Here is a 24,615-nt window from a genome sequence, read left to right as displayed (position 1 = left end):
CATCGTCCCGTCACCGGGAGAACGCCCGGCCGCCGCCCCGTGCCACCAAGATCACCCAACGTACCGTGTTGTCATGTCTCCGACCTACGAGGAGTACCGGTGAGGCACCCCTTCGGACGGCTGGCCGTCTCCGTCCTGACCGCGGCCGCCGTCGTCCTTCCGGCCGGTCCGGCCGTCGCGCGGCACGACCAGGTCACGGCCCTGCCGACCGTACACCCCCGCGCCGAGACGGCCCCGCTGAGCGACGACGAGGCCGGCGGCAACGCCGACGCGGACGACCCCGCCATCTGGCGCGACGAGGCCGACCCGGACCGCAGTCTGGTCGTCGCCACGGCCAAGGAGGGCGGACTGCGCGTCTACGACCTCGACGCGCGGCTGGTGCAGTCGATCGCGGCGCCGGCCGGTCCGACGCCCGACGACGCGCCCGGCCGCTTCAACAACGTGGACCTCGTGCACGGCGTGCGGCTGGGCACCGGCCGCGCCGACCTCGCGGTCACCACCGACCGCGGCAACGACCGCCTGCGGATCTACCGCATCGACCCGTCCTCCCCCGCCGGCCCGCTGACGGACGTCACCGACCCGGCCGCCGCGCCGGTGTTCTCCGCCGACCAGGCCGAGATCAACGAGGAGCGCACGGCGTACGGCCTGGCCACCTGGACCGACCGCTCGACCGGCCGCTCCTACGCCCTGGTCAGCCGCCGCGAGCGCACCACCCTCGCCCTGCTGGAGCTGACCCCCACCGCCTCCGGCACCGTCGGCTACCGCGAGGTCCGCACGCTCGACCTCCCGTCCTCCTTCCGCCTGCCCGACGGCACCTCCTGGTCCCCGTGCGCGGAACCGGACGAACTCCCCCAGGTCGAGGGCATGGTCGTCGACCCGGCCGACGGCGTCCTGTACGCCGGTCAGGAGGACGTGGGCATCTGGCGGCTGCGCGCCGACCTCACCGGCACGCCCCGGCTGCTGGACAGGGTGCGGGAGTACGGGGTGCCGGGCACCTACGACGAGAGCACCGAGGAGTGCGTCGCGGGCGCCGACCCCGGCTACGGCGGCACCCGGATCTCCGCCGACGTCGAGGGGCTGACGCTGCTCCAGGAGGACGACGGCGACGGCTACCTGCTCGCCTCCAGCCAGGGCGACGACTCCTTCGCCGCCTACGACCGCGAGACCGGTGAGGGCAACGAGTACGAGGGCGGCTTCCGGGTCACCGCCGCCTCGGCCGCGCTGGACGGCTCCGAGGAGTGCGACGGGGCGGCGGTGCTCGACCAGCCGCTCGGGTCGCGCTACCCGGACGGGCTGCTCGTCGTGCAGGACGGCCATGACGCCCCCGGGGACGGCGAGACGGCCGTCACCAACTTCAAGTTCGTCGACCTCGGGGACGTGAAGGACGCCCTCGACGACTGACGGACGCCGTCGGGCGCCGGAGCGGGTGCCCTCAGGCGCAGCAGGAGCGCCGGTCGAGGCGGCAGAAGCAGGACGCCTCGACCGGCACGTCCGTCAGCGCGGCCGCCGTCCGCAGCTGCTGGGCCACGATCCGGGCCTCGCCGTCCTTGCCGAGCCGCACCAGGCACTCGTGCAGCCCGTGCAGCGCCCAGACGTTGCCGGGGTGCTGGAGGGCGCGCGGCAGGGTGTCGTCCAGCCCCAGGTCGGCCCGGTACACCGCCTCCGCCTCCGCCACCCGTCCCTGTTCCAGGAGCAGGGCGCCGTACGCGTGCCGGGTGGGCTGCATCCAGCCCCAGGGTTCGTCGTACGGCAGGCCGTCGTCCAGTTCGACCGAGCGCCGCAGGGCCGCGAAGGCGGCCTCGTGGTCGCCCTTGCGGTACTCCAGTTCGCCGTCGAGCATCGCGGAGGCGATGGCGAGGAGGTCGGCGCAGGTGTTGTTGAACAGGGTGCGGGAGGCGGGCACGCGCGCCGCGGCCTGACGGAACAGTCCGCGTTCGCGCTCCGCCTCGGCGACGCGGCCGGTGGCCGAGAGCGCCACCGCGCGCGCGTAGCGCAGCATCGCGGTCGTCACGCAGTACAGCCGCGGGTCGGCGGGCAGCGGCAGGGCGAGGATGTCCGCCCAGCGGCCGAACCGGATCAGTACGTGCACCCGCAGGGCGAGGAAGCCCTCCAGCCAGTCGGCCATCGGCGGGCTCTCCACCCGCAGCAGCTCCTCCGGGACGGACGCCTCCAGGCGGTCCACGGTCTCCAGCGCCTCCCGGCAGCGGCCGAGGAACATCGCGCCGTAGATCTTGAAGTGGTGGTCGTGCGCCCGGTAGAGGGTGTAGAAGTTCATCGATCCGGCCCGCGCCCGGTACTTCTCGTCGGCGGCGATCGCCGCGGTGTTGTCCGAGACCACGCGCCGGTAGTCGCCGCACAGGACCTCCAGGTGCGAGGGCATGTGCAGCAGGTGTCCGGCGTCGGGGACCAGGTGGCGCAGCCGGTCGGCGACGGTCAGGGCCGCCTCCGGGGTGGGGGACATCTCCATCAGGTGGACGTAGAAGTGCACCACGCCCGGGTGGTCGCGGCCGGCCTCGGTGGCGAGGGCCCGGTCGAGCACCGCCTTGGCCTCCAGGGTGCGGGCGCCCTCGGCCGGGCGGCCGGTGCGCAGGTCCCACAGCTGCCACGGCGTCAGGTTCATCAGCGCGTCGGCACACAGGGCGGCGACGTCCAGGTCGTCGGGGGCGAGTTCGTGGACGGCGCGCATGGCGTCGGCGTACGGCGGGTTCCACACCGCGCAGTCCTCGACGGCCTCGGCCCTCGGGTAGCGGACGCGCAGGGCGCCGATCAGGGCACGCTCGACGGGGGTCGCCGCACCGGCCTTCGCGTGGGCGCGCTCCACGGCGGCGTGGGTCCGCCCGACCGTCTGCGCCAGTTCCCGGTCGTCGAACGCCTCCCAGGGCTTGTTGTAGTTCGGCCCGAGTGCGTAGGCGATGCCCCAGTGCGCCATGGCGCAGTCCGGGTCGGCCGCCGCGGCGGCCTCGAAGCAGGCGACGGCCTCCTCGTGGTGGAAGGCGTACGTCCACACCAGGCCCCGGTCGAACCAGGTCTGGGCCTCGCGTGACGCCGTCGTCACGGGCCGGCCGTGGGCTCCCAGGTCGTAGTAGTCGTCCATGCTGGACATATAGCGCACCGCACGGGCGGGGCCGTGGTCTTCCGGCACAAGTGCGCCGCATCGTGTACGGCCCCGCCCGCCGGGATCAGGTGAAGTTCACGTCACTGCACAGGAAGTACGTCTGGTCCATGTGCGACGCCTGCCAGATCGTGTACACGACATGCCGGCCGCTCAGGCCCGAGGTGCTGACCGGGATGTCGTAGTTGTTGGCGGGGGCGTACTTTCCGGTCTGGGCGACGAGTTGGAGGCTGCTCCAGGTCAGGGGCTGGGTGGCGGGGTCGAAGCCCTGCTTGGTGACGTAGACGAGGAAGTAGTCCGCGCCGTGGCTGGCCTGGTCGTACAGGTGGACGGTGAAGTCGTCGGTCGCGATGTCCGTGGTCTTCCAGGCGCCCACCGCGTCCAGGGCGTTGTACCGGCCGCCCTCGGTCCGGCCGCCGCTGCACAGCTGCCCGTCGGGGACGACCGCCTGGAAGTTCCCGGCGGATCCGTTGCGGTACAGGCCGTTCCAGTTCCACATGGCGTTGGGGTCGGCCTGCCACGCCTGCCAGCACATGGGGTCCTGCTGGGCCATGGCGGGGTTCTGGAAGTCGCTGCCCCAGCGCAGCCAGCAGCCGTAGTTGCGGGAAGCGGGGTCGACGACGGAGCCGTGCGCGACGGCGGTGCCGCTCCAGGGGACCAGGGCGAGCAGGGCGGCGGCGAGCGCGCTGAGGGCGAGCGTCAGGACGCCGCGCCGCCCGGTCCGCGACACGGTCTTCATGTCGGGCTCATGACAAGTCATGATCTCCTTCTTCCGGGTGGGGGGAACCGATGGAGGAGGGGCGCGGGAGCGCCGCTGTGGGAGCGCTCCCAGCGCGCTCCTGACGCACAGGTTGCGCCCTGCGAAACACGGCCGCAACATTCGTTTGCGCCAGTTGTGCCGAAAGGTTGGCGTGTTCGACGCGCGTTTCGACAGTGCGCGGCCCGCCGGCCGGTGACCATCCGGTCGGGTGACCGACGGACGGCGTCCGACCGGCGCCGGGAGCCCTCGGCCTCACCCGTCGGCTCCGGCGCCGAGGGACCCCGGCCTCACCCGTCGGCTCCGGCGCCGAGGGACCCCGGCCGCACTTGTCGGCTCCGCACCCAGGTGGAACGATTGCCGGGGCCGGCCACCGAGGGAGACGATCGTGACCGACGAGCAGCAGCGGACGCGGGCCGCCGCCGTGTTCGACACGCTGGGCGCCGCCTACGAGCAGGCGTTCGCCGGTTCCGAAGCGCACCGGCGGTCACTGGAGTGGTTGCTCGGCCGGCTCGCGCCCGGCAGCCGGGTGCTGGACGTGGGCAGCGGGACCGGGCGGCCGACGGCGCAGACGCTGGTGCGGGCGGGCCACGAGGTGCTGGGGGTGGACGTCTCCCCCGTCATGGTCGAACTGGCGGCCCGGCAGGTGCCCGCCGCCGCCTTCCGGTGCGCCGACATCCGCGAGCTGCCGCTCGACGAGGGTTTTCTCGACGCGGTCTGCGTGTACTTCGCGCTGCTCCAGATGGACCGGGCCGAGCAGGCGGACGTGGTCCGGCGGCTGACACGGGCGCTGAAGCCGGGCGGGCACCTGGTCCTGGCCACCGTGCCGCTCGACGTGGAGGCCGCCGAGGGCGTCTTCATGGGGCAGCCCGTACGGGTGACCAGCTTCGCCGCGGCGGATCTGACCGCCGTGGCGGAGGAGGCCGGTCTGGAGGTCCTGGGCCGGGAGGAAGTGCTGTTCACTCCCGCGCACCCGGACGCCGTCCCGGAACCGCAGCTCTTCCTGCACTGCCGGCGCGCGGACGCCCTCCCGGCCGGCTGAGACACGGCACGGGGGTTCCGGCGACCTCCGGTGTGCTGGAGAGCGCCTATGCCCTGCCTCGGGCCGGGCTGGCGGCAGGCACGCCTTCGATCGTGTGCGGACCGACACGGCGCGAGCCTCCCGGGGGAACCGTGCCCGCCGGCGCCGCCGGGATCGTGCCAGGCAGCCTTGGCAAGGCCATGGGCGTCGAGGGCGGAGAAGTCCGCGCCAGGCTCGCCTTCCACCACCGCGCCGACCCCGTCGATGTCGACCACGCCCCGATCGGGCCCGCGTACCGCTCGTCGCGGGTGGTCCGCACTGCCATTTCGAGGGCGATCCATCCGCCGATCGAGGACCCGATCAGCACGACGTCCTGTTCCCCGTGCTCGCGCAGACGCGTGAGGCAGCCGGCCGCGAGCCGCGCGACCGAGGTGGTGGGGGCGGGCCGCGCGGTGCCCTCCCAGCCGGGATGCGTCGGCGCGAACACGTGCGGGGTGGTCGCGGGGTGCCCGACGAGGGGGGCGCGACGGTCCGGGGCCCGCCGCCGTGCGGCACGAGTGCCGTACGCGGCTTGGGGGAACCGGCCTGGGGAACGGGGATGCCTTCGGGCAGGGAGACGGACACGACGCCCCTGTTGAATCAACATGCTCATATCAGGGCGTTGATGAATCGTTGAATTTTCCAACGTCGGCCGTCCCCACGTGACGCATGACCGTCGGGGAGACCGACGGTCGAGGTCACGGGATGGCGACCACGGAACCTCCCGCGCGCCCCCTCGGAACGCCTGCGTACGCTCGCCAGCCGGCAGGTGAACAAGGTCTTCACGCTCGGTGCCCAGTTGACCGTCCGGCGCATGCGATTGAGTGCCCGTGCCGACTTCGCCGTCCTGGCGGCGCCGGAGGAGTACGGGGCGCTCAGCCAAGCGGACATCGGACGCTGTCTCGGCCTCGACCGCAACGATGTCAACGGGATCGTCAGCCGTCTCGAAGGCTCCCGTCACGTCGACCGCGAGGCAGACCCGGCGGACCGGCGCCGCAACGCGATCAGCCTTACCCCCGCGGGCGGTACCTGTCTCCAGGAACTACGAGTGCGCACCGACGCGGTGCAGGCCGCGCTCCTCGCCGGTCTCGACCCGGCGGAGCAACGGCAGCTGCACCGGCTGCTCGGCGAACTCCTGGACGCCCACCCGCTTCGGTCGGCGTGACGACGGCCCCGACCGCAACGCGACACGTAATGGCTCATCCGATCAGTCGTTGTCGGGACGACCAGCGTCTTCGTGGAGGCGGGCTGCGGGGTCGTCGGACGGGTGCGGGGCGCCGGTGGCCCTGCCTCGTGCTGTGCCGCCGACGGAGTCAGTCCCTGAGAGCGTGGCGAGGAGCCGCAGTTTCTCGTCACTGTCGTCGCCCTTGTCAGGGTAGTAGACGACGAGGATGACGTCGTCGATGGGGAGCTTGTCCCGGTGGAGGCGCAGCTCACCCACGACGGGGTGGTGGACCGTGATGGTGCCTCCGCCGAGGCCGCGGACGTCGTGACGGGCCCACAGCGTACGGAACCGCTGGCTGGACAAGGCGAGTTCTCCGACGAGCTCGACGAACCGGGGGTCGTCACTGTCGTCTCCGACGGTGGTGCGCAAGGCGGCGACAAAATCGGCGGTGGCTTTCGTCCAGTCCTGGTGGAAGGCCTGTTCCTCGGGATCGAGGAGCAGGGAACGAAGTCGGTTGTGGCCGGGGCTCAGGCGGGGAGAGAGAGCGACGGCCATGGGATTGGAGGCCAGGACATCGAACGCGCGTCCTTCGACGAACGCGGGGATCTGGAGGTGGGCGAGCAGTTCGCGCACGCGCTCCGGCACCCGCTCGGGCCGCGTGCGACGCGGCGTCTTGACCCTGGGCGCCGTGAGACCGAGCAGATACGCCCGCTCGATGTCGTCGAGTTGCAGGACGCGCGCCAGTGACTCGAGCACCTGCGGCGAGGGGTTCGTGTCACGGCCCCGTTCCAGGCGCAGGTAGTAGTCGGGACTGATTCCGGCGAGCAGGGCGACTTCCTCACGCCGCAGACCGGGCACCCGACGGTTGCCGCCCGGCGGGATACCCGCCTGCGCCGGGGAGACCAGCTCACGCCGGGCACGGAGGTAGCTGCCGAGCCGATTGCCGGATTCCGAATCCTTCATACCGCCACGCTAACGCGGTGCGCGTGTGAGGAAGGGGGCCCTGGCAGGGCCAGGGAAGACGGGGGCTCTGCCACCGCCCGGCGCCGGCGCAAAAACTTGAGGAGCGCTGTTCCACACGGGACGACGACACCACCTGCGCCGCGGACCTGAACGCCCTCGGCGCCCTGGACTGAAGGGGAAATCTTGTGGACCTCTCCCACCGCACCGTGTTCATCGTCGGCGGCACCTCGGGTATCGGGCGAGAGCTGGCCCGGCGGTTCGCCGCGGCGGGCAGCACCGTGGCCGTCGGCGGCCGCAACCCGCGGGCACTTGCCGAACTCGCCCGAGAAGGGTTCGGCACGATCAGCATCGACGTCACCGACAGCACCTCTGTCGCAGCTGCCCGTGACACCGCGCTCGACCGGTACCCCGAGCTGGACACCGTGGTGACGATGCCGGGCGTCATGCTCCTGGAGGACCTGCGCGACCCCGCTCACTTCGAGGCGGCAGCGTTGACGATCGACACCAACCTGCTCGGCACCATCCGGGTCGTCGACGCCTTCACCCCGCACCTGCTGCGACGTGGCGCCGGCAGCTTCATCACCGTCACCTCCGGCATCGCCTTCCTGCCGTTCCCTCCCATGCCCACCTACGCCGCCTCGAAGGCCGCGGTGCACGCCTACTCGGAGGCGCTGCGCGCCCAGCTCGACGGCACCGGCGTCGACGTCGTCGAACTCGTCCCGCCCGCTGTGGCCACAGCGGGACAAGAAGAGGTGAACCCGCACGCTCTGCCGCTCGACGACTTCGCCACCGAGGTCATGGACCTGCTCTCCCAGGACCCCACTCCCCGCGAGATCCTTGTGAAAGGCGTCCTCATGCACCGCTGGGCCGAGCGCGACGGCACCTACGACGACCTCGTCGCACAGCGCTCCCGGGCCCTGGCCATGCTCCCCGGCCGCCACAGCTGACACCCCGCACACGAACCCCGCCGTCCGAGTGCCCACCCGGGCGGGGTTCTGTCTGCGACCCGCTCACCGTACAGACCCGATCCGGGCTCGGCGTGTCAGGCAGGGGATTCTGACAGTACCTGTATCACCAGGGTCTCCCCGACGCCCAAAACGCCTGTCAACCTGGTCGAGCCGAAAGCGCCGAGAACACTCCATGGAAACGCACCGCAGCTTTACCTTCGTCAGTTCAATTCAACTGGCCAGAACGCGCGACCGCGTAGACGCGTTATTTCACGACAGAAGGAACGGAAACCAATGGCGGACAACCAGTTCACCACTCACACGGAACTTTTCGACCTGAGGGGAAAGTACGCCCTCGTCACTGGCGGTACCAGAGGCATCGGGATGATGATAGCGCGCGGCCTTCTCCAGGCGGGCGCCCGCGTCGTCATCAGCTCACGCAACGCAGACACGTGCGCGCAGGCCCAGCGTCTGCTGTCCGAATTCGGCGACGTCCGGGCGATCCCCGCCGACCTGTCCAGGCACGACGAGTGCCGACGCCTCGCCGATCTCGTCCAGGCCGACTCGGAACGCCTGGACATCCTCGTCAACAACGCGGGAGCGATGTGGCGCGAGCCGCTGGAGACATTCCCGGACGAGGCCTGGGACGCAGTGCTCGACCTCAACCTCAAGTCGCCGTTCTGGCTGGTGCAGGCACTGCTCCCGGCACTTCGTGAGGCGGGCACCGCCGATGACCCTGCACGGGTCATCAACATCGGCAGCATCGCCGCCATCCACGTCGCCCCGTCGCCCAACTACTCGTACGCCGGCAGCAAAGCGGCACTCCATCAACTCACCAGGGTGCTTGCCAGGGAACTGGGCCCCCAGCACGTCACGGTGAACGCGGTGGCACCGGGCGTGTTCCCGTCGCAGATGACGGCGACCACCCTCGGTGCCATCGGCGACACGATCGCGGCGGCGGCCCCTCTGCGCCGGCTCGGCCGCGACGACGACATGGCGGGTGCCGCCGTGTTTCTCGCCAGCCGGGCCGGGTCCTACCTCACGGGCGCCGTCATCCCGGTGGACGGCGGCACCGCGACGACCGCGACGGGTATCCATTAGAGTGCGGAACGGGCTTACGGCGAGGGGATGACCGATGGATCTACGCACCGAGATCCGGGAGTTTCTCAGCTCACGTCGCGCCCGCGTCGCACCCGAGCAGGCGGGCCTGCCCGCCTACGGCGGCAACCGCCGGGTCAAAGGTCTGCGCCGCGAGGAGGTAGCGCTCCTGGCGGGGGTATCCGTCGACTACTACGTACGCATGGAACGCGGCAACCTCGCCGGTGCCTCCGACGGCGTGCTCGACGCGTTGGCCTCCGCCTTGCAGCTCGACGAGGCCGAGCGCGACCACCTGTTCCACCTCGCGCGCCAGACCAGGGCGCCCGGCCGCCCGCGCCGGCGTGGGCCTGCCGTGACGGTGCGCTCGACGCTGCGGCAGGTGCTCGACGCGATCTCCGATGCGCCGGCCTGGATCGGTAACGGCCGTTATGACGTGCTCGCCATGAATCAACTCGCTCGTGCGCTGTACTCACCGGTGCTGGCCGACCTGCGGCGACCCGCGAACACAGCGCGGTTCGTGTATCTGAACCCCGAGGCGGCCAGGGATTTCTTTGTCGACTACGACCAGGTTGCCGGTGACGCGGCCGCGAAGCTGCGCATGGCAGCCGGCCGCAATCCGCACGACGAGGAACTGATCGCCCTGGTCGGCGAACTGTCAACGCGCAGTGAACTGTTCCGGCAGCGGTGGGCGTCTCGGGACGTGCGGCTGCACCGGTCCGGCCGCAAGCGAGTGCACCACCCGATCGTGGGCCAACTCGACCTGGATGTCGAGTCCATGGAACTGCCCGCCGAACCCGGTCTGCACCTCAACGTCTACACCGCGCCCGCGGGCACACCGACAGCCGACAATGTGGCACTCCTCGCGTCGTGGGCGGCCACCCAACAGGCACTGGCGACCGAGTTCGAATCACACAACGGATAGTCCAACCCCTTCAGCCGTACCAGTAACTCCAGCCGTAAGCAGTGACCTTCATGTCTGGGATGCGGCTTGTCGCCGGTAATGGCTGGTGCGGGACCGGGCTTGGTGGTGACGTCGCCAGTCGGACCGACGGAGCCGGCGGGCTGTGTCGTGGGCCGGCCGAATGACGAGTGTCACGAACAGGCGCTGGAACCCGTTGCGGGACGAGGTTCTCCCCGTTCCAGCGACGGACGCCACCGCGATGGGCGTGCCCGGTGACGTCGCCGCCGTCGAGCGCCTCGAAGGCGGCGGGCCGCTCCTCGTGGAGCGCGACCGGAGGGGGCTCACCCGGCTGCGCCGAGACGCCCGTCCCCGCTCCCGTCGGCACGCTCGCCGACGGACCGGTGCGCTGATCCCGGTATTCGAGGGTACCCGCCGTGCGACCGGGACGCGTGGCCCCGGCCGTGACGACAAGCGACCGGTCGGCCGTCGGCCGACATCGGAGGAATGAGACGTATGAGCGAGGCGAACCCCATCAAGCGGGTGGCCGGCAAGGTCAGTGACGCCCTGCGGGGTGACGGGCCGGAGGACGGCGTTCCCGGCAAGCCGGGGCCCCAGTCGCCGACCGTCGCCGAACCCGCCGAGCCCCGTGAGCCGTTGCCGCCCAAGCCCGACCAGAGCGGCCCGGACACCGTGTCGCCCACCGGGCAGCCGACCGGCGCCGACCGGGCGCGCGACGCGCAGTCCGGGGCGTACCTGACGGACGCCCAGGGAACGCGGCTGTACGACACGGACCACTCGCTCAAGGCCGGTCCGCGCGGCCCGGTGCTGCTCCAGGACCACCATCTGCGCGAGAAGATCATGCACTTCGACCACGAGCGCATCCCGGAGCGCGTGGTCCACGCCCGGGGCGCGGGCGCGCACGGCACCTTCCGGAGCTACGGCACCGCCGCGAACGTCACCAAGGCGGCGTTCCTCGCGCCGGAGGTGGAGACGCCGGTGTTCACGCGGTTCTCCACGGTGGTGGGTTCACGGGGGTCCTCCGACACCGTGCGGGACACCCGGGGCTTCGCGACGAAGTTCTACACCAGCGAGGGCGTCTTCGACCTGGTCGGCAACAACATCCCGGTCTTCTTCATCCAGGACGCCATCAAGTTCCCGGACGTCGTGCACGCCGCGAAACCCCACCCGGACCGGGAGATCCCGCAGGCGCAGAGCGCGCACGACACGTTCTGGGACTTCGTCTCACTGCACACCGAGGCGACCCACCACACCATCTTCTTCATGGGCGACCGGGGCATCCCGCGGTCCTACCGGATGATGGAGGGCTTCGGTGTCCACACCTTCCGGCTCGTGAACGCCGCGGGCGAGACGACTCTGGTGAAGTTCCACTGGAAGCCCAAGCTGGGCGTGCACTCCCTGGTGTGGGACGAGGCTCAGCTCATCAACGGCGTCGACCCGGACTTCCACCGCCGGGACCTGGCCGACGCCATCGAGGCGGGCGCGTACCCGCAGTGGGAGCTGGGCATCCAGACCTTCCCCGACACCCCGGAGCAGACCTTCGAGGGCATCGACCTGCTGGACCCGACCAACCTCGTGCCCGAGGAGCTGGCGCCGGTGCAGCCGGTCGGGCTGCTGACCTTGAACCGCAACCCGTCGAACTTCTTCGCCGAGACCGAGCAGGTCGCCTTCCACGTCGGCCACCTCGTCCCCGGCATCGACATCACCGACGACCCGCTGCTCGCGGGCCGGCTCTTCTCGTACCTGGACACGCAGATCACCCGGCTCGGCGGACCCAACTTCCCGCAGCTGCCCATCAACCGGCCGCACGCACCGGTCAACGACATGCTGCGGGACGGCATGCACCAGACGGCGGTCCACCGGGGTGTGGCGCCCTACCGGCCCAACTCCCTGGACGGCGGCTGCCCCTTCACGGCCGGCGCGGACGCGGGGGCCTTCGTCGAGACGCCGGTGCGGGTGCCGGAGGGCCGGAAGGTGCGCGAGGCGCCCGAGTCGTTCGCGGACCACTTCAGCCAGCCCCGCCGGTTCTGGCTGAGCATGAGCCCGGTGGAGAAGGAGCACATCGTCGGCGCCTACGTCTTCGAACTGGGCAAGTGCTACGAGCAGGCGGTCCGGGAGCGCACGCTCCAGGTGCTGGCCAACATCGACCCCGAGCTGTGCGAGCAGGTCGCCGAGGGGCTCGGTCTGCCCGCGCCGGAGCCGACCGTGCCACTGGCCGACGTCGAGCCCAGCCCGGCGCTGTCCCAGATCGGGGGGACCTGGCCCACCGAGGGACGGATGATCGGCATCGTGACCGGCGGGGACGACCTGGAGGGGATCGCGGCCGTACGGGAGGCGGTGCTCGAGGCGGGCATGGTCCCGCTGGTCGTCGCCCCCACCGGCGGCACGCTCGGCGGCGGCGCGCTGACCGTCCAGCGCACCTTCGTGACCGCGCGGTCCGTGGAGTTCGACGCCGTACTGCTGGCCGGGGTGCCCGGCGTGGGCAGCGACGCGTACACCGCGCGGGACGCGAAGTCCGACCCGGCGCCGGCCGGTCCGGCGATCACCGACCCGAGGGTGGCGCTGCTGCTGTCGGAGGCGTTCCGGCACGGCAAGGCGATCGGTGTCTGGGCGGGCGGTGAGGCGGCGCTGGAGGCTGCCGGGGTGCCCACCGACGCGCCGGGCGTGGTCCTGGCCACCTCCGGGACCTCGGCCCTGGAGCAGGTGACCGGGCTGCTGGCCGGCCACCGGGTGTGGGAACGCTTCACCACGCGGGTGTGAGCACCGCCCGCCGGACAGTGCCCGGCGGGCACTGTCCGGCGGGCGGATCCGGTCGGCGGGCGCGTCGACGCCCGGAGGGAATCCGCCCGGCGCCACGGCGCGGTCGTGGACGGCGGGGGCCGGCTCGGCGGTGCCGACGGGGCGCGGCCCCGCCGTGCGGGAACGGACGGGTGAGTGCGCCGGGACCGGCGGGGATCCGGAGGGCGCGCGCGAAGCCGTTGCCGCCCGAGGGACACGGCCGGGCCGGACGCCGGTCCCGCTGAGGGCGCCGCCGACGGTTCCGGCGGTCCCGTCCCGCCGACGGCGGTCCTGCCTTCACCCCGTCCCCATCCCCGTCCCCGCCGCCCGGCCCGACCCGCCGGCTCCCCGGCGTACGCGAGGTCCCGGCCGTACCGCGTCCCCGGCCCGGCTCCGCCGCACGCAGCGGCGGAGCCGCGTGGCGCGAAAACGCATGGCGCGGGGACGCATGGCGCGGGGACGCGACGCCGCCCGCGGCGGGGCTGACGACGGCGGTGGACTGGCGCGTCGACGCGCCTCCAGGCCCGACACGCCTGCCGGGCCCGACGCGCATCCGGACCCGACCGCCCCGGGAGCCCCGAGGTGCGCCGCGGGGCCTGAGGGCGGTGCCGCACTGTCCGCTCGTGGGGGCGCGTGCCGGAAGGCGGGCGGGGCGGCGGGCACGTGCTAGCCGGGCGGAGCCGCCCCGTCGCCGGCGTCCGGCCGCAGGGCCCGGCCCACCTCCGCCTCGACCTCGCGGGGCGTTCGCCCGTGCCGCCTGACGTACTCGGCGAGCGCGGTGCGCCAGTCCCGGTCGAGGTCGCGCCAGGCCCGGACGGCGGTCTCGTAGGTACTGGACTGCCGCGGGGTCCACTGCTGCTGGGTGGGCGGCCCGTACGCGTCACGCAACTGTTCGACCCGGCTCTGCGCCAGGTCCGCCGCGCGCCGCTTGTGCACGAGTTCGTCGAATGTGTACGCCACGGGAGAAGACCCTAGTCACGGCACGACTCCCGCGCGCGCCGAACCGGTCCTCCACAAGTTGCCCACCAAGGGCCCCCGGACCCTTAACATCATGGTCACCACCCATGGCCGGACCTGTGCGAGAAGTGAGGAAGTGTGTCGGACACCGAGGGAACGGCGGTGCCTGAGCGGCTGCTGATCACCCGTACCACCACGGACGACGGCGTCTGCGTCGTCACCCTTGCGGGCGAAGTGGATCTCGACGTCAGCGCTCAGCTCCGCGACGTGCTGCTGTCGGGCCTGGAGGGCTCCCGGGGCACGGTGGTCGATCTGGCGGACGTGGCCTTCATGGACTCCAGCGGCATCAACGTGTTCATAGCGGCCCACCAGGCGGCCGAGGCCGGCGGCGGCTGGCTGCGGCTGGCCGCCCCGCAGCAGGCCGTCCGGCGCGTGCTCCAGCTCGTCGGAGTGGACGTCCTGATCGCCTGCTATCCGACGGTCGAGCAGGCGCTCGCCGGCTGACGGCCACGGGGGGCCCTCAGGACAGGGGGAGGCGCGCGTACACGGTCTTCCCCTGGGCGTGCGGCTTGGTGATCACCTCGTCGCACAGCCGCGTCACGATCTCCAGCCCGTGCCGCCCGACCCGCAGCGGATCGCGGGGCAGGAACGTGGGGAAGCCCTCCCCGGTGTCCGACACCGCGATCTCCACCTGGTCCTCCACCAGGGTCAGCACCAGCCGGCAGGGCCCCGGCGCGTGCCGCAGGGCGTTGGTGACCAGCTCGCTGGCGACCAGGCGCGCGGCGTCCAGGAACTCGGCGGACGTCGTCACGCCCGCCTCGCCGAGCCGTCCGACGAACCCCTGGACGATGTCCCGGGAGGCGGGGATCATCGCCGATCCACCCCTGAAGTCCACCGTCGTGGACAGGACGGACGAACCCGCGGCATCGGGTCTGCGCGCCGGAGTCATACAGAGCCTCACTGTCCGGTCCGGGGCCGAGTAGCGGAAGCCGAAGCCCGCGGCACCTCACGATACGCATGGAACGGGCACTTGCGATTCGCTTGCCGTCAACTCGTGCCCGTCGTGCGGTTTTCCGGACACCGCCGAGGTGTGCCGCCGCGGTCCGCGGGCAGAAGACCGGCGCGGGCTGCTCCGCGTTCCTGTCCCGGTACGTATCAGGAGCAGCCCGCGCACGAGGAGCACCCCCACTGTTGACATGCGCACACCCTATCGGCACTCTGAGAGCGCTCTCAGCAAAACCGGACCCATACGTTCCTCCCTCCCCCCACGTCTCCGCGGCCTGTCCCAGGGCCCGTACGGAGGTTGCGCGTGTTCACAGGACTCCACAGACGACTCCGGCACCGGATCGCCGCGACGGCGACCGCCCTGGCCACCACCGTGGCGGGCGCCCTCCTCGCGACCGGTGCCGCCGCCCCCGCCGGCGCCGCGGTCCCCGCGACGCTCCCCCTCCAGATCACCAACGACTCCGGCCGCTCCGGGCCGCTCTACGTCTACAACCTCGGCACCGAGCTGTCGACGGGACGGCAGGGCTGGGCTGACGCGAGCGGCGCCTTCCACGCCTGGCCCGCGGGCGGCGCCCCGCCCGTCCCGGCCCCCGACGCCTCGATCGCCGGACCGGGTCCCGGGCAGTCCACGACCATCCGGATCCCCAGGTTCTCCGGGCGGATCTACTTCTCGTACGGCCAGAAGCTGGTGTTCCAGCTGGCCACCGGCGGTCTGGTGCAGCCCGCCGTGCAGAACCCGAGCGATCCGAACCGCGACATCCTCTTCAACTGGTCGGAGTACACGCTCGACGACTCCGGGCTGTGGATCAACAGCACCCAGGTCGACATGTTCTCGGCGCCGTACACGGTCGGCGTGCAGCGCGCCGACGGCACGACGGTGACCACCGGGCACCTCGAGCCCGGCGGCTACAAGGGGTTCTTCGACGCGCTGCGGGCGCAGCCCGGCGGCTGGTCCGGCCTGATCCAGACGCGGGCCGACGGCACCGTGCTGCGGGCGCTCTCCCCGCTGTACGGCGTGGAGACCGGCGCCCTGCCCGCCTCCGTGATGGACGACTACATCAACCGCGTCTGGCAGAAGTACGCCACCTCGACGCTGACGGTCACCCCGTTCACGGACCAGCCGGCCGTGAAGTACTACGGGCGGGTCACGGGCGGCGTCATGCACTTCACCAACAGTTCGGGCGCCGTCGTCACCAGCTTCCAGAAGCCGGACGCGAGCAGTGTCTTCGGCTGCCACCGGCTGCTGGACGCCCCCAACGACCAGGTGCGCGGCCCGATCTCCCGCACCCTGTGCGCGGGCTTCAACCGCTCCACGCTGCTGACCAACCCGAACCAGCCGGACGCCTCCGCGGCCGGCTTCTACCAGGACGCGGTGACCAACCACTACGCCCGCGCGGTCCACGACCGGATGGCCGACGGCAAGGCGTACGCGTTCGCCTTCGACGACGTCGGCAACCACGAGTCGCTCGTCCACGACGGCAGCCCGGCCAAGGCGTTCCTGACCCTGGACCCGTTCGGCTGATCCGTCGCCCCGGGGCGTACCGGACGGTACGCCCCGGGGGTCCGCGGTCGCCGGGGTCTCAGGAGGCCGTGCAGGTGCCGACCGCCGGCACCGCGCCGCTGCCGTTCTTCGCGACGGTGAACCCGAAGCTGGTCGACGCGCCGGCCGCCAGGCTCCCGTTCCAGCTGGGCCTGGCGGTCATCACGTTGCCGCTGCTGTCCCAGGTCGCCGTGGCGTTCCAGACGGCGGTGACCTTCTGCGGCGCCGTCAGGGTGACGGTCGTCGTCCAGCCGCTGATCGCCGAGTCGCCGGCGGTGATGGTGACCTTGCCGTTGTAGCCGTCGTTCCACTGCGCGTCCGTGGTGTACGTGGCCGTGCAGGCGGCGTCGCCACCGCCGCCCCCTCCGCCGCCGGTGCCGCCCAGCGCGGCCAGGACGGCGTCGTAGGCGGGCTTCGCCGCGTAGTTCGCGTCGAACAGCAGCGGGGTGCCGCCGCTGCGCCAGGAGTACTTGTCGGTGACGCCCCAGACGGTGATGCCCGTGCAGCGGCTCACCGCGAGACACGCCTTGACCACGTTGCCGTAGCTGGTCGCCTGGGCGGTGCCGGAGCCCTCGATGTCCAGTTCCGTGATCTGCACGTCGACGCCGAGGTCGGCGAAGCGCTGGAGGTTGGCCTGGTAGTCGGCCGGGACCGGGGAGGCGCTGTTGAAGTGGGACTGGAAGCCGACGCAGTCGATGGGCACGCCGCGGGACTTGAAGTCCTTGACCATGGCGTAGACGGCGTTGCTCTTCGCGTTGACGCCGTCGGTGTTGTAGTCGTTGTAGCAGAGCCTGGCGGCCGGGTCGGCGGCGCGGGCGGTGCGGAACGCCTCCTCGATGAAGCCGTCGCCCAGCTTGTCCTGGAACGGGGAGCTGCGGCGGGCACCGCTGGAACCGTCCTGGAACGCCTCGTTGACCACGTCCCAGGAGTGGATCTCCCCCTTCCAGTGGGTCATGAGCTGGGTGATGTGGTTGTTCATCGCCGTGCGCAGGTCGGCGGCGGCGAGGGTGCTCACCCAGGACGGGAGCTGGGAGTGCCACACGAGGGTGTGGCCGCGGACGTCCATGCCCCGGCCCTGGGCGTGGTTCACGATCTGGTCGGCGGACGTGAAGGTGAAGCCGCCCCGAGTGGGCTCGGTGGCGTCCCACTTCATCTCGTTCTCGGGCGTCACGGAGGTGAACTCGCGGTCCAGGGTGGCGGCGTAGTCGGACTCGCCGAGGTGGTTCGCCGCCACGGCGGTGCCGAAGTAGCGGCCCTGGCCGGCCGCCGCCGAACCGAGCGTGTCGGCGGCCTCGGCGGTGTGCGCGGCGGCCGACAGGGCCGTGGCGGCGACCAGCCCGGCCGTCGCGGCTCTCAGTAATCGTGTCAGATACATGACATCCCTTTCGGTGGGGGCACGGTCGGATCGAAACTTTCGCCACGATTTCCGAATGTCGCGGTGGAGGTTACGGATTCGCGGTGCCCGGGTCAACGGCCGCCGCCGCACGGATCCGCGGGCGCCGGTGACGCGCCGCGGCCCCGTCACGAGCGGGAGCCGGAACGTCCGGGACGGCGCCGCCGTCCGGGCACCCCACCCGGACGGACGCACCCGCGCACGGACGCGGGCGCGTCCGGCACGCCCGTCCCCGCGGGCACCGTCGGCCGCCGCCCGGGGGACGCCTGTCGCCGCACCCGGCGCGGCAGGGTAGACATGGACACATGGTCCGACTCCCGGGCGGATCGGAAGCCCGGCCCACCCGCGGTCCCGGCCGGCTCCGGCACGCACCGGCCCCGGGGCTGCGGTCCGCACTGTCGCGGCGCAGCCTGGCCGGGCAGGTGTTCGTGCTGCAAGTGGCCGTGGTGCTGCTGCTCGTGATGGCCTCGGTGGTCGCCCTGGTGCTCCAGGCCCGCAACGACAACAGCGCGGAAGCCCGCGACCGCTCGGTCGCCGTGGCAGGGGCCTTCGCCAACTCCCCCGGCATCGTCCAGGCACTGCGCGCCCCCGACCCCACGGCGGTGCTGCAGCCCAGGGCCGAGGCCGCCCGCGAGGCGGCGGGCATGGACTTCGTCGTCGTGATGGACACCGACGGAGTCCGCTACACCCATCCGGACCCGGACCGCATCGGCCGCGAGTTCGTCGGCACCCTCGGCCCCGCCCTGGCCGGGCGGACCGTGACCGAGGAGATCGAGGGCACCCTCGGCCCGCTGGTGCAGGCCGTGGTCCCCGTGGAGACCTCCGACGGCACCGTCGTGGGCCTGGTGTCGGCCGGCGTCACCGCCGACCGCCTGGGCGGTGCCGTCCACCGCCAGCTGCCGCTGCTGCTGGGCACCGCCGCGGCGGCTCTGGTGCTGGCCACGGCCGGCACAGCGCTGGTCAGCGGGCGGCTGCTGCGCCAGACCCACGGCCTGGGACCGGACGAGCTGGCCCGGATGTACGAACACCACGACGCGGTGCTGCACTCCGTCCGGGAAGGGGTGCTGATCGTCGACGGCGAGGGCACGCTGCTGCTCGCCAACGACGAGGCGCACCGCCTGCTCGGCCTGCCGGACGACGCCGAGGGACGGCGGGTGAGCGACCTCGGTCTCGATCCCGGCACGGCACGGCTGCTGGCCTCCGGACGGGTGGCCACGGACGAGGTGCACCGGGCCGGGGAGCTGCTGCTGGCGGTCAGCCAGCGCCCCACGGACATCCGCGGCGGGCCGCCCGGCAGCGTGGCCACGCTGCGCGACTCGACCGAGCTGCGCGCCCTGTCCGGCCGGGCCGAGACCACCCGGGAGCGCCTGGACCTGCTCTACGACGCCGGTGTGGGCGTCGGCACCAGCCTGGACGTCACCCGCACCGCCGAGGAACTGGCCCGGCTGGCGGTGCCCCGGTTCGCGGACCTCGCCACCGTGGACCTGTCCGACGCCGTACTCGCCGGGGATCCGCCGGAGCCGGAGCGTCCGCTGCGGCGGGCCGCGGTCGGCGGGCTCCCGGCGGACACCACGCTCTTCCCGCCGGGCCCGCGGATCGACTTCGTCGGCTCCACACCGCAGGCGGCGGCCCTGCGCACCGGCCGCGCCGTCCTCGAAACCGACCTGGCCCGGGCCCACGGCTGGCAGGCGCAGGACCGGGAGCGCGCGGCGCGGCTGCTGGAGCACGGCGTCCACTCGCTGGTCGCCGTGCCGCTGCGGGCGGGCGCCCTGACGCTCGGGGTGGTCACCTTCTGGCGGGCCGGGAGGCCGGAGCCGTTCGACGCGGACGACCTCGCGCTCGCCGAGGAGCTGGTGGCGCGGGCCGCGGTCGCCATCGACAACGCCCGCCGCTACACCCGCGAGCACAGCATGGCGGTGACCCTGCAGCGCAGCCTGCTGCCCCGCACGCTGCCCGAGCAGAACGCCCTGGAGATCGCCTACCGGTACCTGCCCGCGCAGGCCGGCGTGGGCGGCGACTGGTTCGACGTCCTGCCGCTGTCCGGGGCGCGGGTCGCCCTGGTGGTGGGGGACGTCGTCGGCCACGGACTGCACGCCGCGGCGACGATGGGGCGGCTGCGGACCGCGGTGCACAACTTCTCCGCGCTGGACCTGGCGCCCGACGAGCTGCTCGCCCTGCTGGACGAACTGGTCGCCCGCATCGACCAGGACGAGGAGGCGGTGGGAGACAGCGCCCCGGTCACCGGCGCGACCTGCCTGTACGCGATCTACGACCCGGTCTCGCGCGGCTGTACGGTCGCCCGGGCCGGCCATCCGCCGCCGGCCCTGGTCGGCCCCGACGGACGGGTCGAGATCGTGGACGTACCGGCGGGTCCGCCGCTCGGGCTGGGCGGGCTGCCCTTCGAGGCGACGGAGCTGCGGCCGGCCGAGGGCAGCCGGCTGGTTCTCTACACCGACGGGCTCATCGAGGACCGGGAGCAGGACATCGACGCCGGGCTGGACGAGCTGCGGGGCGCCCTGGCGGCGGCCGGGCCGTCGCCCGAGGAGACCTGCCGGGCCGTGCTCGACGCCCGGCTGCCGGAGCGGCCGGGCGACGACATCGCCCTGCTCGTCGCCCGCACCCGGGTGCTCGGCGCCGACCGGGTCGCCGAGTGGCCGGTGCCGGCCGACCCGGCCGCCGTCGGCGAGCTGCGCGCCCGGGTGACACGGCGGCTGTCCGAGTGGGGGCTGCAGGAGCTGGTGTTCACCACCGAGCTGATCCTCAGCGAACTGGTGACCAACGCGATCCGGCACGGGGCGGAGCCGATCCACGTCCGGGTGCTGTACGACCGCGGCCTGATCTGCGAGGTGTCCGACGGCACCAGCACCGCACCGCACCTGCGGTACGCGGCCATGACCGACGAGGGCGGACGCGGACTGTTCCTCGTCGCCCAGCTCGCCGAACGCTGGGGCACCCGCTACACCCCCTCCGGCAAGGTCATCTGGGCGGAACAGCCGGCGCCCTGACCTCCGGGGAACGCGGGGAACGGGCCGGGGACGGGAGGACCCCGGTGCCCGTGCGGGCCCCGGGGTCCGGTCGCCGTCGCGCCGGGCGCACCCGTATGGAGCGAATGCGCGGCCCCGCGCGCGGTGCGGGGCGCGTGCGGCGCGTCAGTGGCGGAAGGCGTCCTTCGCCTTCTCCTTGGCCTGGCGGGCGTCGCCCTTCTTCCGGTCGGCACGGCCCTCGGCCGCCAGCCTCTCGTCGCCGACGGCGCGGCCGGCCGCCTCCTTGACCTTGCCCTTGGTCTGCTCCGTCTTGGCCTTGGACTTCTCGGTACCTGCCACGGTCTGCCTCACCTCTGCGGTCTCTGCGGTCGTGGATCGTCCGGGGACCCTCCGGGTTTCCCGCTTGCCGGCCGGGAAACCCCGGCGGGCCGCCGGGTGAGAGCGGGGCCGGTACGGGTAGGCGGTGTCTGCGCGGGCATCCCGCCCGCCAGGACGACCACAGGAGGAACGTGATGGCCGCACTGCTGGAGAGGATCAAGCGCTACGCGCGCAGTCCGCAGGGACAGCGGACCGCGGAACAGCTGCGCCGGGCCGCCGCTGACCCGCGCCGCCGGGCGCAGGCCCAGGGGCTGCTGCGCCGGCTCGGGAAGCGCCACTGAGCCCGGGTCCGGCCGGGCCGGCCGGATCAGCCCCGGGTCGCGTGGGTGTGGCCCTGGGACACCTTTGCCGGACCGCGCCGGTCCCGGCCGGCCCGGTCGCGGCGCCAGTCGGCGACCGCGACGGCCAGCGCGCACAGCATGAAGGCGACGCCGCTGCCGACGGACAGCGCCACGGCGTCGCGGTAGTCGTCGTGGGTGCTGGTCAGCACCAGGTAGAACAGGCCCGGCAGCGCGGCGGTGCCCACGGCTCCGCCGAGCCGCTGCCCGGTCTGCAGGGCGCCGCCGGCGGCGCCGGCCATGCGGACCGGGACGTCGCGCAGCGTCATGGTGACGTTCGGGGAGATGACGCAGCCGCTGCCGAGGCCGCCGAGGAACAGCAGCGGAGCGGCGACGAAGGCGGCGAGGTCCGCGGGCGCCCGCCACAGCACCAGCGCCGTGCCGCCCAGCCCGGCCATGACGGCGACCAGCCCGCAGACGGTCAGCAGCCGTCCGAACCGGCCCACCAGGCGGCCCGCCACGGCCGCGGCCCCCGCGGAGCCGGCGGCGAACGGCGTCACCGCCAGCCCCGAGCCGAGCGGTGAGTAGCCCAGCCCGTTCTGGAAGAACAGCGCGAAGACCAGCCAGACGCCGCTGAAGCCGACGAAGTACAGGGCGGCCAGGCTCGCGCCGGTGGCGTAGCCGCGGGTCGCCGTGAACAGCCGGGGGTCCAGCAGCGGGTCGCCGTCCCGGGCCGCGACCCGGCGCTCCCACCCCACGAAGCCCACGAGGATCCCCAGCCCCACCGGGAACAGCCACCACAGGCTGCTCAGCCCGCCGGCCTCCGCCAGCACCAGCGGCAGCATCACCGCGAGGATGCCGACGCCCAGCAGCGCCACCCCCACCGGGTCGAGGCGGCCCCGGCGCCCGGGGGCCACCCGGGGCAGCAGCCGCCGGCCGAGCAGCAGGGCGACCAGCCCGACCGGCACGTTGACGTAGAAGATCCAGCGCCAGCCGTCGGGGCCGTCGGCGAGGGCGAGGATCAGGCCCCCCACCACCGGTCCGACGGCGCTGGAGACGCCCACGGTGGCGCCGAAGAGCCCGAAGGCCCGGCCGCGCTCGGCACCCCGGAACATCTGCTGGATCAGGGCGGTGTTCTGCGGGGCCAGGCTGCCGGCGGCCACGCCCTGGGCGAGCCGGGCGACGACGAGCAGGGTGACCGTGGGCGCCGCGCCGGCCGCGGCGCTGCACACCACGAAGGCGGCCAGGGCGATCAGGAAGACCCGCCGCCGGCCGAAGGCGTCGCCCAGCCGTCCGGCGGTCACCAGGGTCAGGGCGAACGCCAGCGCGTACCCGGAGACCACCCACTGCACGGACGCGGCGGAGGCGTCCAGCTCCCGCTGCATGGACGGCAGGGCCACGGCGACGATCGTGACGTCCAGCAGGGTCATGAACCCGGCGGCCAGGGTGGCCCACAACGCCCGCCAGCGGTTCGGATCGTTCACGGGGGCTCCCTCCACCGGTCCGGTGTCCGCCTTGGTGTCTGCGTCACCGGTCACCGAACCGGGACGGTCCAAACAACCCGTAGGGGACTCATAAGCGGGCCTTATGGGCCCATAGACCGGACCCGTGTACCGACTTAGGGTCCCCTTAGCTTAGGCTTCCCGTCGAGTCGATCTGTCACCGCTCGAAGGGAAACCGCACATGCCCCGCCCTCTGCGGGTAGCCATCGTCGGATCCGGTCCCGCCGGAATCTACGCCGCCGACGCCCTGCTCAAGTCCGAAGTGGCCGCCGAGCCCGGCGTGTCCATCGACATCTTCGAGCGCATGCCCGCCCCGTTCGGGCTCATCCGCTACGGCGTCGCTCCCGACCACCCGCGGATCAAGGGCATCATCACGGCCCTGCACCAGGTGCTGGACAAGCCGCAGATCCGCCTCTTCGGAAACGTGGACTACCCGACCGACATCAGCCTGGACGACCTGCGCACCTTCTACGACGGTGTGATCTTCGCCACGGGCGCGACGGCCGACCGCGACCTGGCGATCCCCGGCGTCGAGCTGGACGGTTCCTACGGCGCCGCCGAGTTCGTCGCCTGGTACGACGGCAACCCGGACTTCCCGCGCACCTGGCCGCTTCAGGCCGAGAAGGTCGCCGTCCTCGGCGTCGGCAACGTCGCCCTGGACATCGCGCGCGTCCTCGCCAAGACCGCGGACGAGCTGCTGCCCACCGAGATACCGCCCAACGTCTACGAGGGCCTGAAGGCCAACAAGGCGCTGGAGGTCCACGTCTTCGGCCGCCGCGGCCCGGCGCAGGCGAAGTTCAGCCCGATGGAGCTGCGGGAGCTGGACCACTCCCCCAACATCGAGGTCATCGTCGACCCCGAGGACATCGACTACGACGACGGCTCGATCGCCACCCGGCGCGGCAACAAGCAGGCCGACATGGTCGCCAAGACCCTGGAGAACTGGGCGATCCGCGACGTCGGCGACCGGCCGCACAAGCTGTTCCTGCACTTCTTCGAGTCGCCCGCCGAGATCCTCGGTGAGGACGGCAAGGTCGTCGGCCTGCGCACCGAGCGCACCGAGCTGGACGGCACCGGCAACGTCAAGGGCACCGGCAAGTTCACCGACTGGGACGTCCAGGCCGTCTACCGCGCGGTGGGCTACCTGTCCGACAGGCTGCCCAAGCTGCCCTGGGACCTCGAATCCGGCACGGTGCCGGACAAGGCCGGGCGGGTCATCGAGGAGTCCGGCGAGCACCTGAAGTCGACGTACGTCACCGGCTGGATCCGGCGCGGCCCGATCGGTCTGATCGGCCACACCAAGGGCGACGCCAACGAGACGGTGGCCAGCCTGCTGGACGACTTCGCCAACGAGCGGCTGCACACGCCCTCCGCGCCCGCTCCGGAGGCCGTCGACGCCTTCCTGGCCGAGCGCGACGTCCGGTTCACCACCTGGGAGGGCTGGTACAAGCTGGACGCGGCGGAGAAGGCGCAGGGCGAGCCGCAGGGCCGCGAGCGCGTCAAGTACGTCGAGCGCGAGGACATGCTCCGCTGGAGCGGTGCCTGAGCGACCCGCGTGACCGCGCTCCCGCGGTCCGTGTGACCGGCCCCCGGAAGGCCCGCCTTCCGGGGGCCGGTCGCGTACGGCGGGGCTCGCGGCTCCTCGGCGCCGGCGGTCGCCGCCCGCCGTGGCCCGCCGTCCCGGCACGTCGCGGCCGGCTGTTGCGGGCCGCCCGCGGGGGCCGCCGCGGGGCTGCCGGGGCCCGGTCTGCCGGGAGGGATGCGCGGGCCGCCGGCGGT

Annotated in this window: 20 protein-coding genes and 1 pseudogene; 12 read left to right on the top strand and 9 right to left on the bottom strand. The window is 72.8% G+C overall.

What is annotated here, in order from left to right; translation table 11 throughout:
• Nucleotides 1–99 precede the first annotated feature (99 nt).
• Complete coding sequence (locus tag ACY1JF_RS12450) at nucleotides 100–1,401, top strand: phytase (protein ID WP_462705116.1); 1,302 nt, start codon at nucleotides 100–102, stop codon at nucleotides 1,399–1,401.
• A 31-nt stretch (nucleotides 1,402–1,432) separates the two neighbouring features.
• Here ACY1JF_RS12450 and ACY1JF_RS12445 read toward each other — a convergent pair whose 3' ends face one another.
• Both ACY1JF_RS12445 and ACY1JF_RS12440 read right to left on the bottom strand, forming a co-directional pair.
• On the bottom strand, nucleotides 1,433–3,103 hold the full coding sequence (locus ACY1JF_RS12445; RefSeq protein ID WP_462705115.1) for a hypothetical protein: 1,671 nt from the start codon (nucleotides 3,101–3,103) through the stop codon (nucleotides 1,433–1,435).
• 76 nt (nucleotides 3,104–3,179) lie between these two features.
• Nucleotides 3,180–3,872: a lytic polysaccharide monooxygenase auxiliary activity family 9 protein gene (locus ACY1JF_RS12440; protein ID WP_462705114.1), complete on the bottom strand. Its 693-nt coding sequence runs from the start codon at nucleotides 3,870–3,872 to the stop codon at nucleotides 3,180–3,182.
• A gap of 385 nt (nucleotides 3,873–4,257) precedes the next feature.
• Here ACY1JF_RS12440 and ACY1JF_RS12435 point away from each other — a divergent pair, with 385 nt between their 5' ends.
• Both ACY1JF_RS12435 and ACY1JF_RS12430 read left to right on the top strand, forming a co-directional pair.
• Nucleotides 4,258–4,911: a class I SAM-dependent methyltransferase gene (locus tag ACY1JF_RS12435; protein WP_462705113.1), complete on the top strand. Its 654-nt coding sequence runs from the start codon at nucleotides 4,258–4,260 to the stop codon at nucleotides 4,909–4,911.
• Between the two features lie 787 nt (nucleotides 4,912–5,698).
• The gene (locus tag ACY1JF_RS12430) at nucleotides 5,699–6,094 is read left to right on the top strand and encodes a MarR family winged helix-turn-helix transcriptional regulator (protein ID WP_462705112.1); all 396 of its coding nucleotides are present in this window, start codon (nucleotides 5,699–5,701) and stop codon (nucleotides 6,092–6,094) included.
• Nucleotides 6,095–6,136: 42 nt separating this feature from the next.
• Here ACY1JF_RS12430 and ACY1JF_RS12425 read toward each other — a convergent pair whose 3' ends face one another.
• The gene (locus ACY1JF_RS12425) at nucleotides 6,137–7,057 is read right to left on the bottom strand and encodes a helix-turn-helix transcriptional regulator (RefSeq protein ID WP_462705111.1); all 921 of its coding nucleotides are present in this window, start codon (nucleotides 7,055–7,057) and stop codon (nucleotides 6,137–6,139) included.
• 185 nt (nucleotides 7,058–7,242) lie between these two features.
• Between ACY1JF_RS12425 and ACY1JF_RS12420 the strand changes: the two genes are divergently transcribed.
• The 3 genes from ACY1JF_RS12420 to ACY1JF_RS12410 all read left to right on the top strand — a co-directional run bounded on the left by ACY1JF_RS12420 (nucleotide 7,243) and on the right by ACY1JF_RS12410 (nucleotide 10,024).
• Nucleotides 7,243–8,004 carry an SDR family oxidoreductase gene (locus tag ACY1JF_RS12420; protein ID WP_462705110.1) on the top strand — a complete coding sequence of 254 codons (762 nt, stop codon included), beginning with the start codon at nucleotides 7,243–7,245 and terminating at the stop codon, nucleotides 8,002–8,004.
• Between the two features lie 294 nt (nucleotides 8,005–8,298).
• The gene (locus ACY1JF_RS12415; RefSeq protein WP_462705109.1) at nucleotides 8,299–9,105 is read left to right on the top strand and encodes an SDR family oxidoreductase; all 807 of its coding nucleotides are present in this window, start codon (nucleotides 8,299–8,301) and stop codon (nucleotides 9,103–9,105) included.
• Nucleotides 9,106–9,139: 34 nt separating this feature from the next.
• Nucleotides 9,140–10,024, top strand: coding sequence for a helix-turn-helix transcriptional regulator (locus ACY1JF_RS12410; protein WP_462705108.1), 885 nt, complete (start codon nucleotides 9,140–9,142; stop codon nucleotides 10,022–10,024).
• Between the two features lie 48 nt (nucleotides 10,025–10,072).
• On the opposite strand, the pseudogene ACY1JF_RS12405 reads toward ACY1JF_RS12410, so the two are convergent.
• Nucleotides 10,073–10,210 (bottom strand): annotated as a pseudogene (locus ACY1JF_RS12405) (IS701 family transposase); the annotation flags it as partial.
• 306 nt (nucleotides 10,211–10,516) lie between these two features.
• Between ACY1JF_RS12405 and ACY1JF_RS12400 the strand changes: the two are divergent.
• A complete protein-coding gene (locus ACY1JF_RS12400) occupies nucleotides 10,517–12,781 on the top strand; it encodes a catalase (protein ID WP_462705107.1) in 2,265 nt (754 codons plus the stop codon).
• Between the two features lie 684 nt (nucleotides 12,782–13,465).
• Here the strand turns inward: ACY1JF_RS12400 and ACY1JF_RS12395 are convergent.
• Nucleotides 13,466–13,759 carry a hypothetical protein gene (locus tag ACY1JF_RS12395; RefSeq protein WP_462705106.1) on the bottom strand — a complete coding sequence of 98 codons (294 nt, stop codon included), beginning with the start codon at nucleotides 13,757–13,759 and terminating at the stop codon, nucleotides 13,466–13,468.
• Between the two features lie 159 nt (nucleotides 13,760–13,918).
• Between ACY1JF_RS12395 and ACY1JF_RS12390 the strand changes: the two genes are divergently transcribed.
• Nucleotides 13,919–14,260, top strand: a complete 342-nt coding sequence (locus ACY1JF_RS12390; protein WP_462705105.1) for an STAS domain-containing protein — start codon at nucleotides 13,919–13,921, stop codon at nucleotides 14,258–14,260.
• 16 nt (nucleotides 14,261–14,276) lie between these two features.
• On the opposite strand, the gene ACY1JF_RS12385 is transcribed toward ACY1JF_RS12390, so the two are convergent.
• Nucleotides 14,277–14,627, bottom strand: a complete 351-nt coding sequence (locus tag ACY1JF_RS12385) for an ATP-binding protein (RefSeq protein ID WP_462705104.1) — start codon at nucleotides 14,625–14,627, stop codon at nucleotides 14,277–14,279.
• 474 nt (nucleotides 14,628–15,101) lie between these two features.
• On the opposite strand from ACY1JF_RS12385, the gene ACY1JF_RS12380 reads away from it, so the two are divergent.
• The gene (locus ACY1JF_RS12380) at nucleotides 15,102–16,283 is read left to right on the top strand and encodes a glycoside hydrolase family 64 protein (protein WP_462705282.1); all 1,182 of its coding nucleotides are present in this window, start codon (nucleotides 15,102–15,104) and stop codon (nucleotides 16,281–16,283) included.
• Between the two features lie 58 nt (nucleotides 16,284–16,341).
• Here the strand turns inward: ACY1JF_RS12380 and ACY1JF_RS12375 are convergent, their stop codons facing one another.
• Nucleotides 16,342–17,676 carry an endo-1,4-beta-xylanase gene (locus ACY1JF_RS12375; RefSeq protein WP_462705103.1) on the bottom strand — a complete coding sequence of 445 codons (1,335 nt, stop codon included), beginning with the start codon at nucleotides 17,674–17,676 and terminating at the stop codon, nucleotides 16,342–16,344.
• 323 nt (nucleotides 17,677–17,999) lie between these two features.
• Between ACY1JF_RS12375 and ACY1JF_RS12370 the strand changes: the two genes are divergently transcribed.
• Nucleotides 18,000–20,699, top strand: a complete 2,700-nt coding sequence (locus ACY1JF_RS12370) for a SpoIIE family protein phosphatase (protein WP_462705102.1) — start codon at nucleotides 18,000–18,002, stop codon at nucleotides 20,697–20,699.
• A gap of 144 nt (nucleotides 20,700–20,843) precedes the next feature.
• Here the strand turns inward: ACY1JF_RS12370 and ACY1JF_RS12365 are convergent, their stop codons facing one another.
• On the bottom strand, nucleotides 20,844–21,017 hold the full coding sequence (locus tag ACY1JF_RS12365; RefSeq protein WP_462705101.1) for a CsbD family protein: 174 nt from the start codon (nucleotides 21,015–21,017) through the stop codon (nucleotides 20,844–20,846).
• Nucleotides 21,018–21,190: 173 nt separating this feature from the next.
• Between ACY1JF_RS12365 and ACY1JF_RS12360 the strand changes: the two genes are divergently transcribed.
• On the top strand, nucleotides 21,191–21,337 hold the full coding sequence (locus ACY1JF_RS12360; protein ID WP_462705100.1) for a hypothetical protein: 147 nt from the start codon (nucleotides 21,191–21,193) through the stop codon (nucleotides 21,335–21,337).
• 26 nt (nucleotides 21,338–21,363) lie between these two features.
• Here ACY1JF_RS12360 and ACY1JF_RS12355 read toward each other — a convergent pair whose 3' ends face one another.
• Nucleotides 21,364–22,764 carry an MFS transporter gene (locus ACY1JF_RS12355; RefSeq protein WP_462705281.1) on the bottom strand — a complete coding sequence of 467 codons (1,401 nt, stop codon included), beginning with the start codon at nucleotides 22,762–22,764 and terminating at the stop codon, nucleotides 21,364–21,366.
• A gap of 253 nt (nucleotides 22,765–23,017) precedes the next feature.
• Between ACY1JF_RS12355 and ACY1JF_RS12350 the strand changes: the two genes are divergently transcribed.
• Nucleotides 23,018–24,382 (top strand): FAD-dependent oxidoreductase, encoded by a 1,365-nt coding sequence (locus tag ACY1JF_RS12350; protein ID WP_462705099.1) that lies wholly within the window; start codon nucleotides 23,018–23,020, stop codon nucleotides 24,380–24,382.
• Nucleotides 24,383–24,615 lie beyond the last annotated feature (233 nt).

The organism is Streptomyces sp. SYSU D01066-1, assembly GCF_054956795.1.
The sequence above is the reverse complement of the archived record's forward strand: the minus strand, read 5'-3'. Positions and strand labels throughout refer to the sequence as shown.

Bases quoted from the DNA above. Each gene is read 5' to 3' on its own strand.
- ACY1JF_RS12385 (WP_462705104.1), bottom strand. From the start codon at position 14,627: ATGATCCCCGCCTCCCGGGACATCGTCCAGGGGTTCGTCGGACGGCTC.
- ACY1JF_RS12350 (WP_462705099.1), top strand. From the start codon at position 23,018: ATGCCCCGCCCTCTGCGGGTAGCCATCGTCGGATCCGGTCCCGCCGGA.
- ACY1JF_RS12375 (WP_462705103.1), bottom strand. From the start codon at position 17,676: ATGTATCTGACACGATTACTGAGAGCCGCGACGGCCGGGCTGGTCGCC.
- ACY1JF_RS12360 (WP_462705100.1), top strand. From the start codon at position 21,191: ATGGCCGCACTGCTGGAGAGGATCAAGCGCTACGCGCGCAGTCCGCAG.
- ACY1JF_RS12415 (WP_462705109.1), top strand. From the start codon at position 8,299: ATGGCGGACAACCAGTTCACCACTCACACGGAACTTTTCGACCTGAGG.
- ACY1JF_RS12410 (WP_462705108.1), top strand. From the start codon at position 9,140: ATGGATCTACGCACCGAGATCCGGGAGTTTCTCAGCTCACGTCGCGCC.
- ACY1JF_RS12425 (WP_462705111.1), bottom strand. From the start codon at position 7,057: ATGAAGGATTCGGAATCCGGCAATCGGCTCGGCAGCTACCTCCGTGCC.
- ACY1JF_RS12440 (WP_462705114.1), bottom strand. From the start codon at position 3,872: ATGACTTGTCATGAGCCCGACATGAAGACCGTGTCGCGGACCGGGCGG.
- ACY1JF_RS12400 (WP_462705107.1), top strand. From the start codon at position 10,517: ATGAGCGAGGCGAACCCCATCAAGCGGGTGGCCGGCAAGGTCAGTGAC.
- ACY1JF_RS12445 (WP_462705115.1), bottom strand. From the start codon at position 3,103: ATGTCCAGCATGGACGACTACTACGACCTGGGAGCCCACGGCCGGCCC.
- ACY1JF_RS12370 (WP_462705102.1), top strand. From the start codon at position 18,000: ATGGTCCGACTCCCGGGCGGATCGGAAGCCCGGCCCACCCGCGGTCCC.
- ACY1JF_RS12355 (WP_462705281.1), bottom strand. From the start codon at position 22,764: ATGACCCTGCTGGACGTCACGATCGTCGCCGTGGCCCTGCCGTCCATG.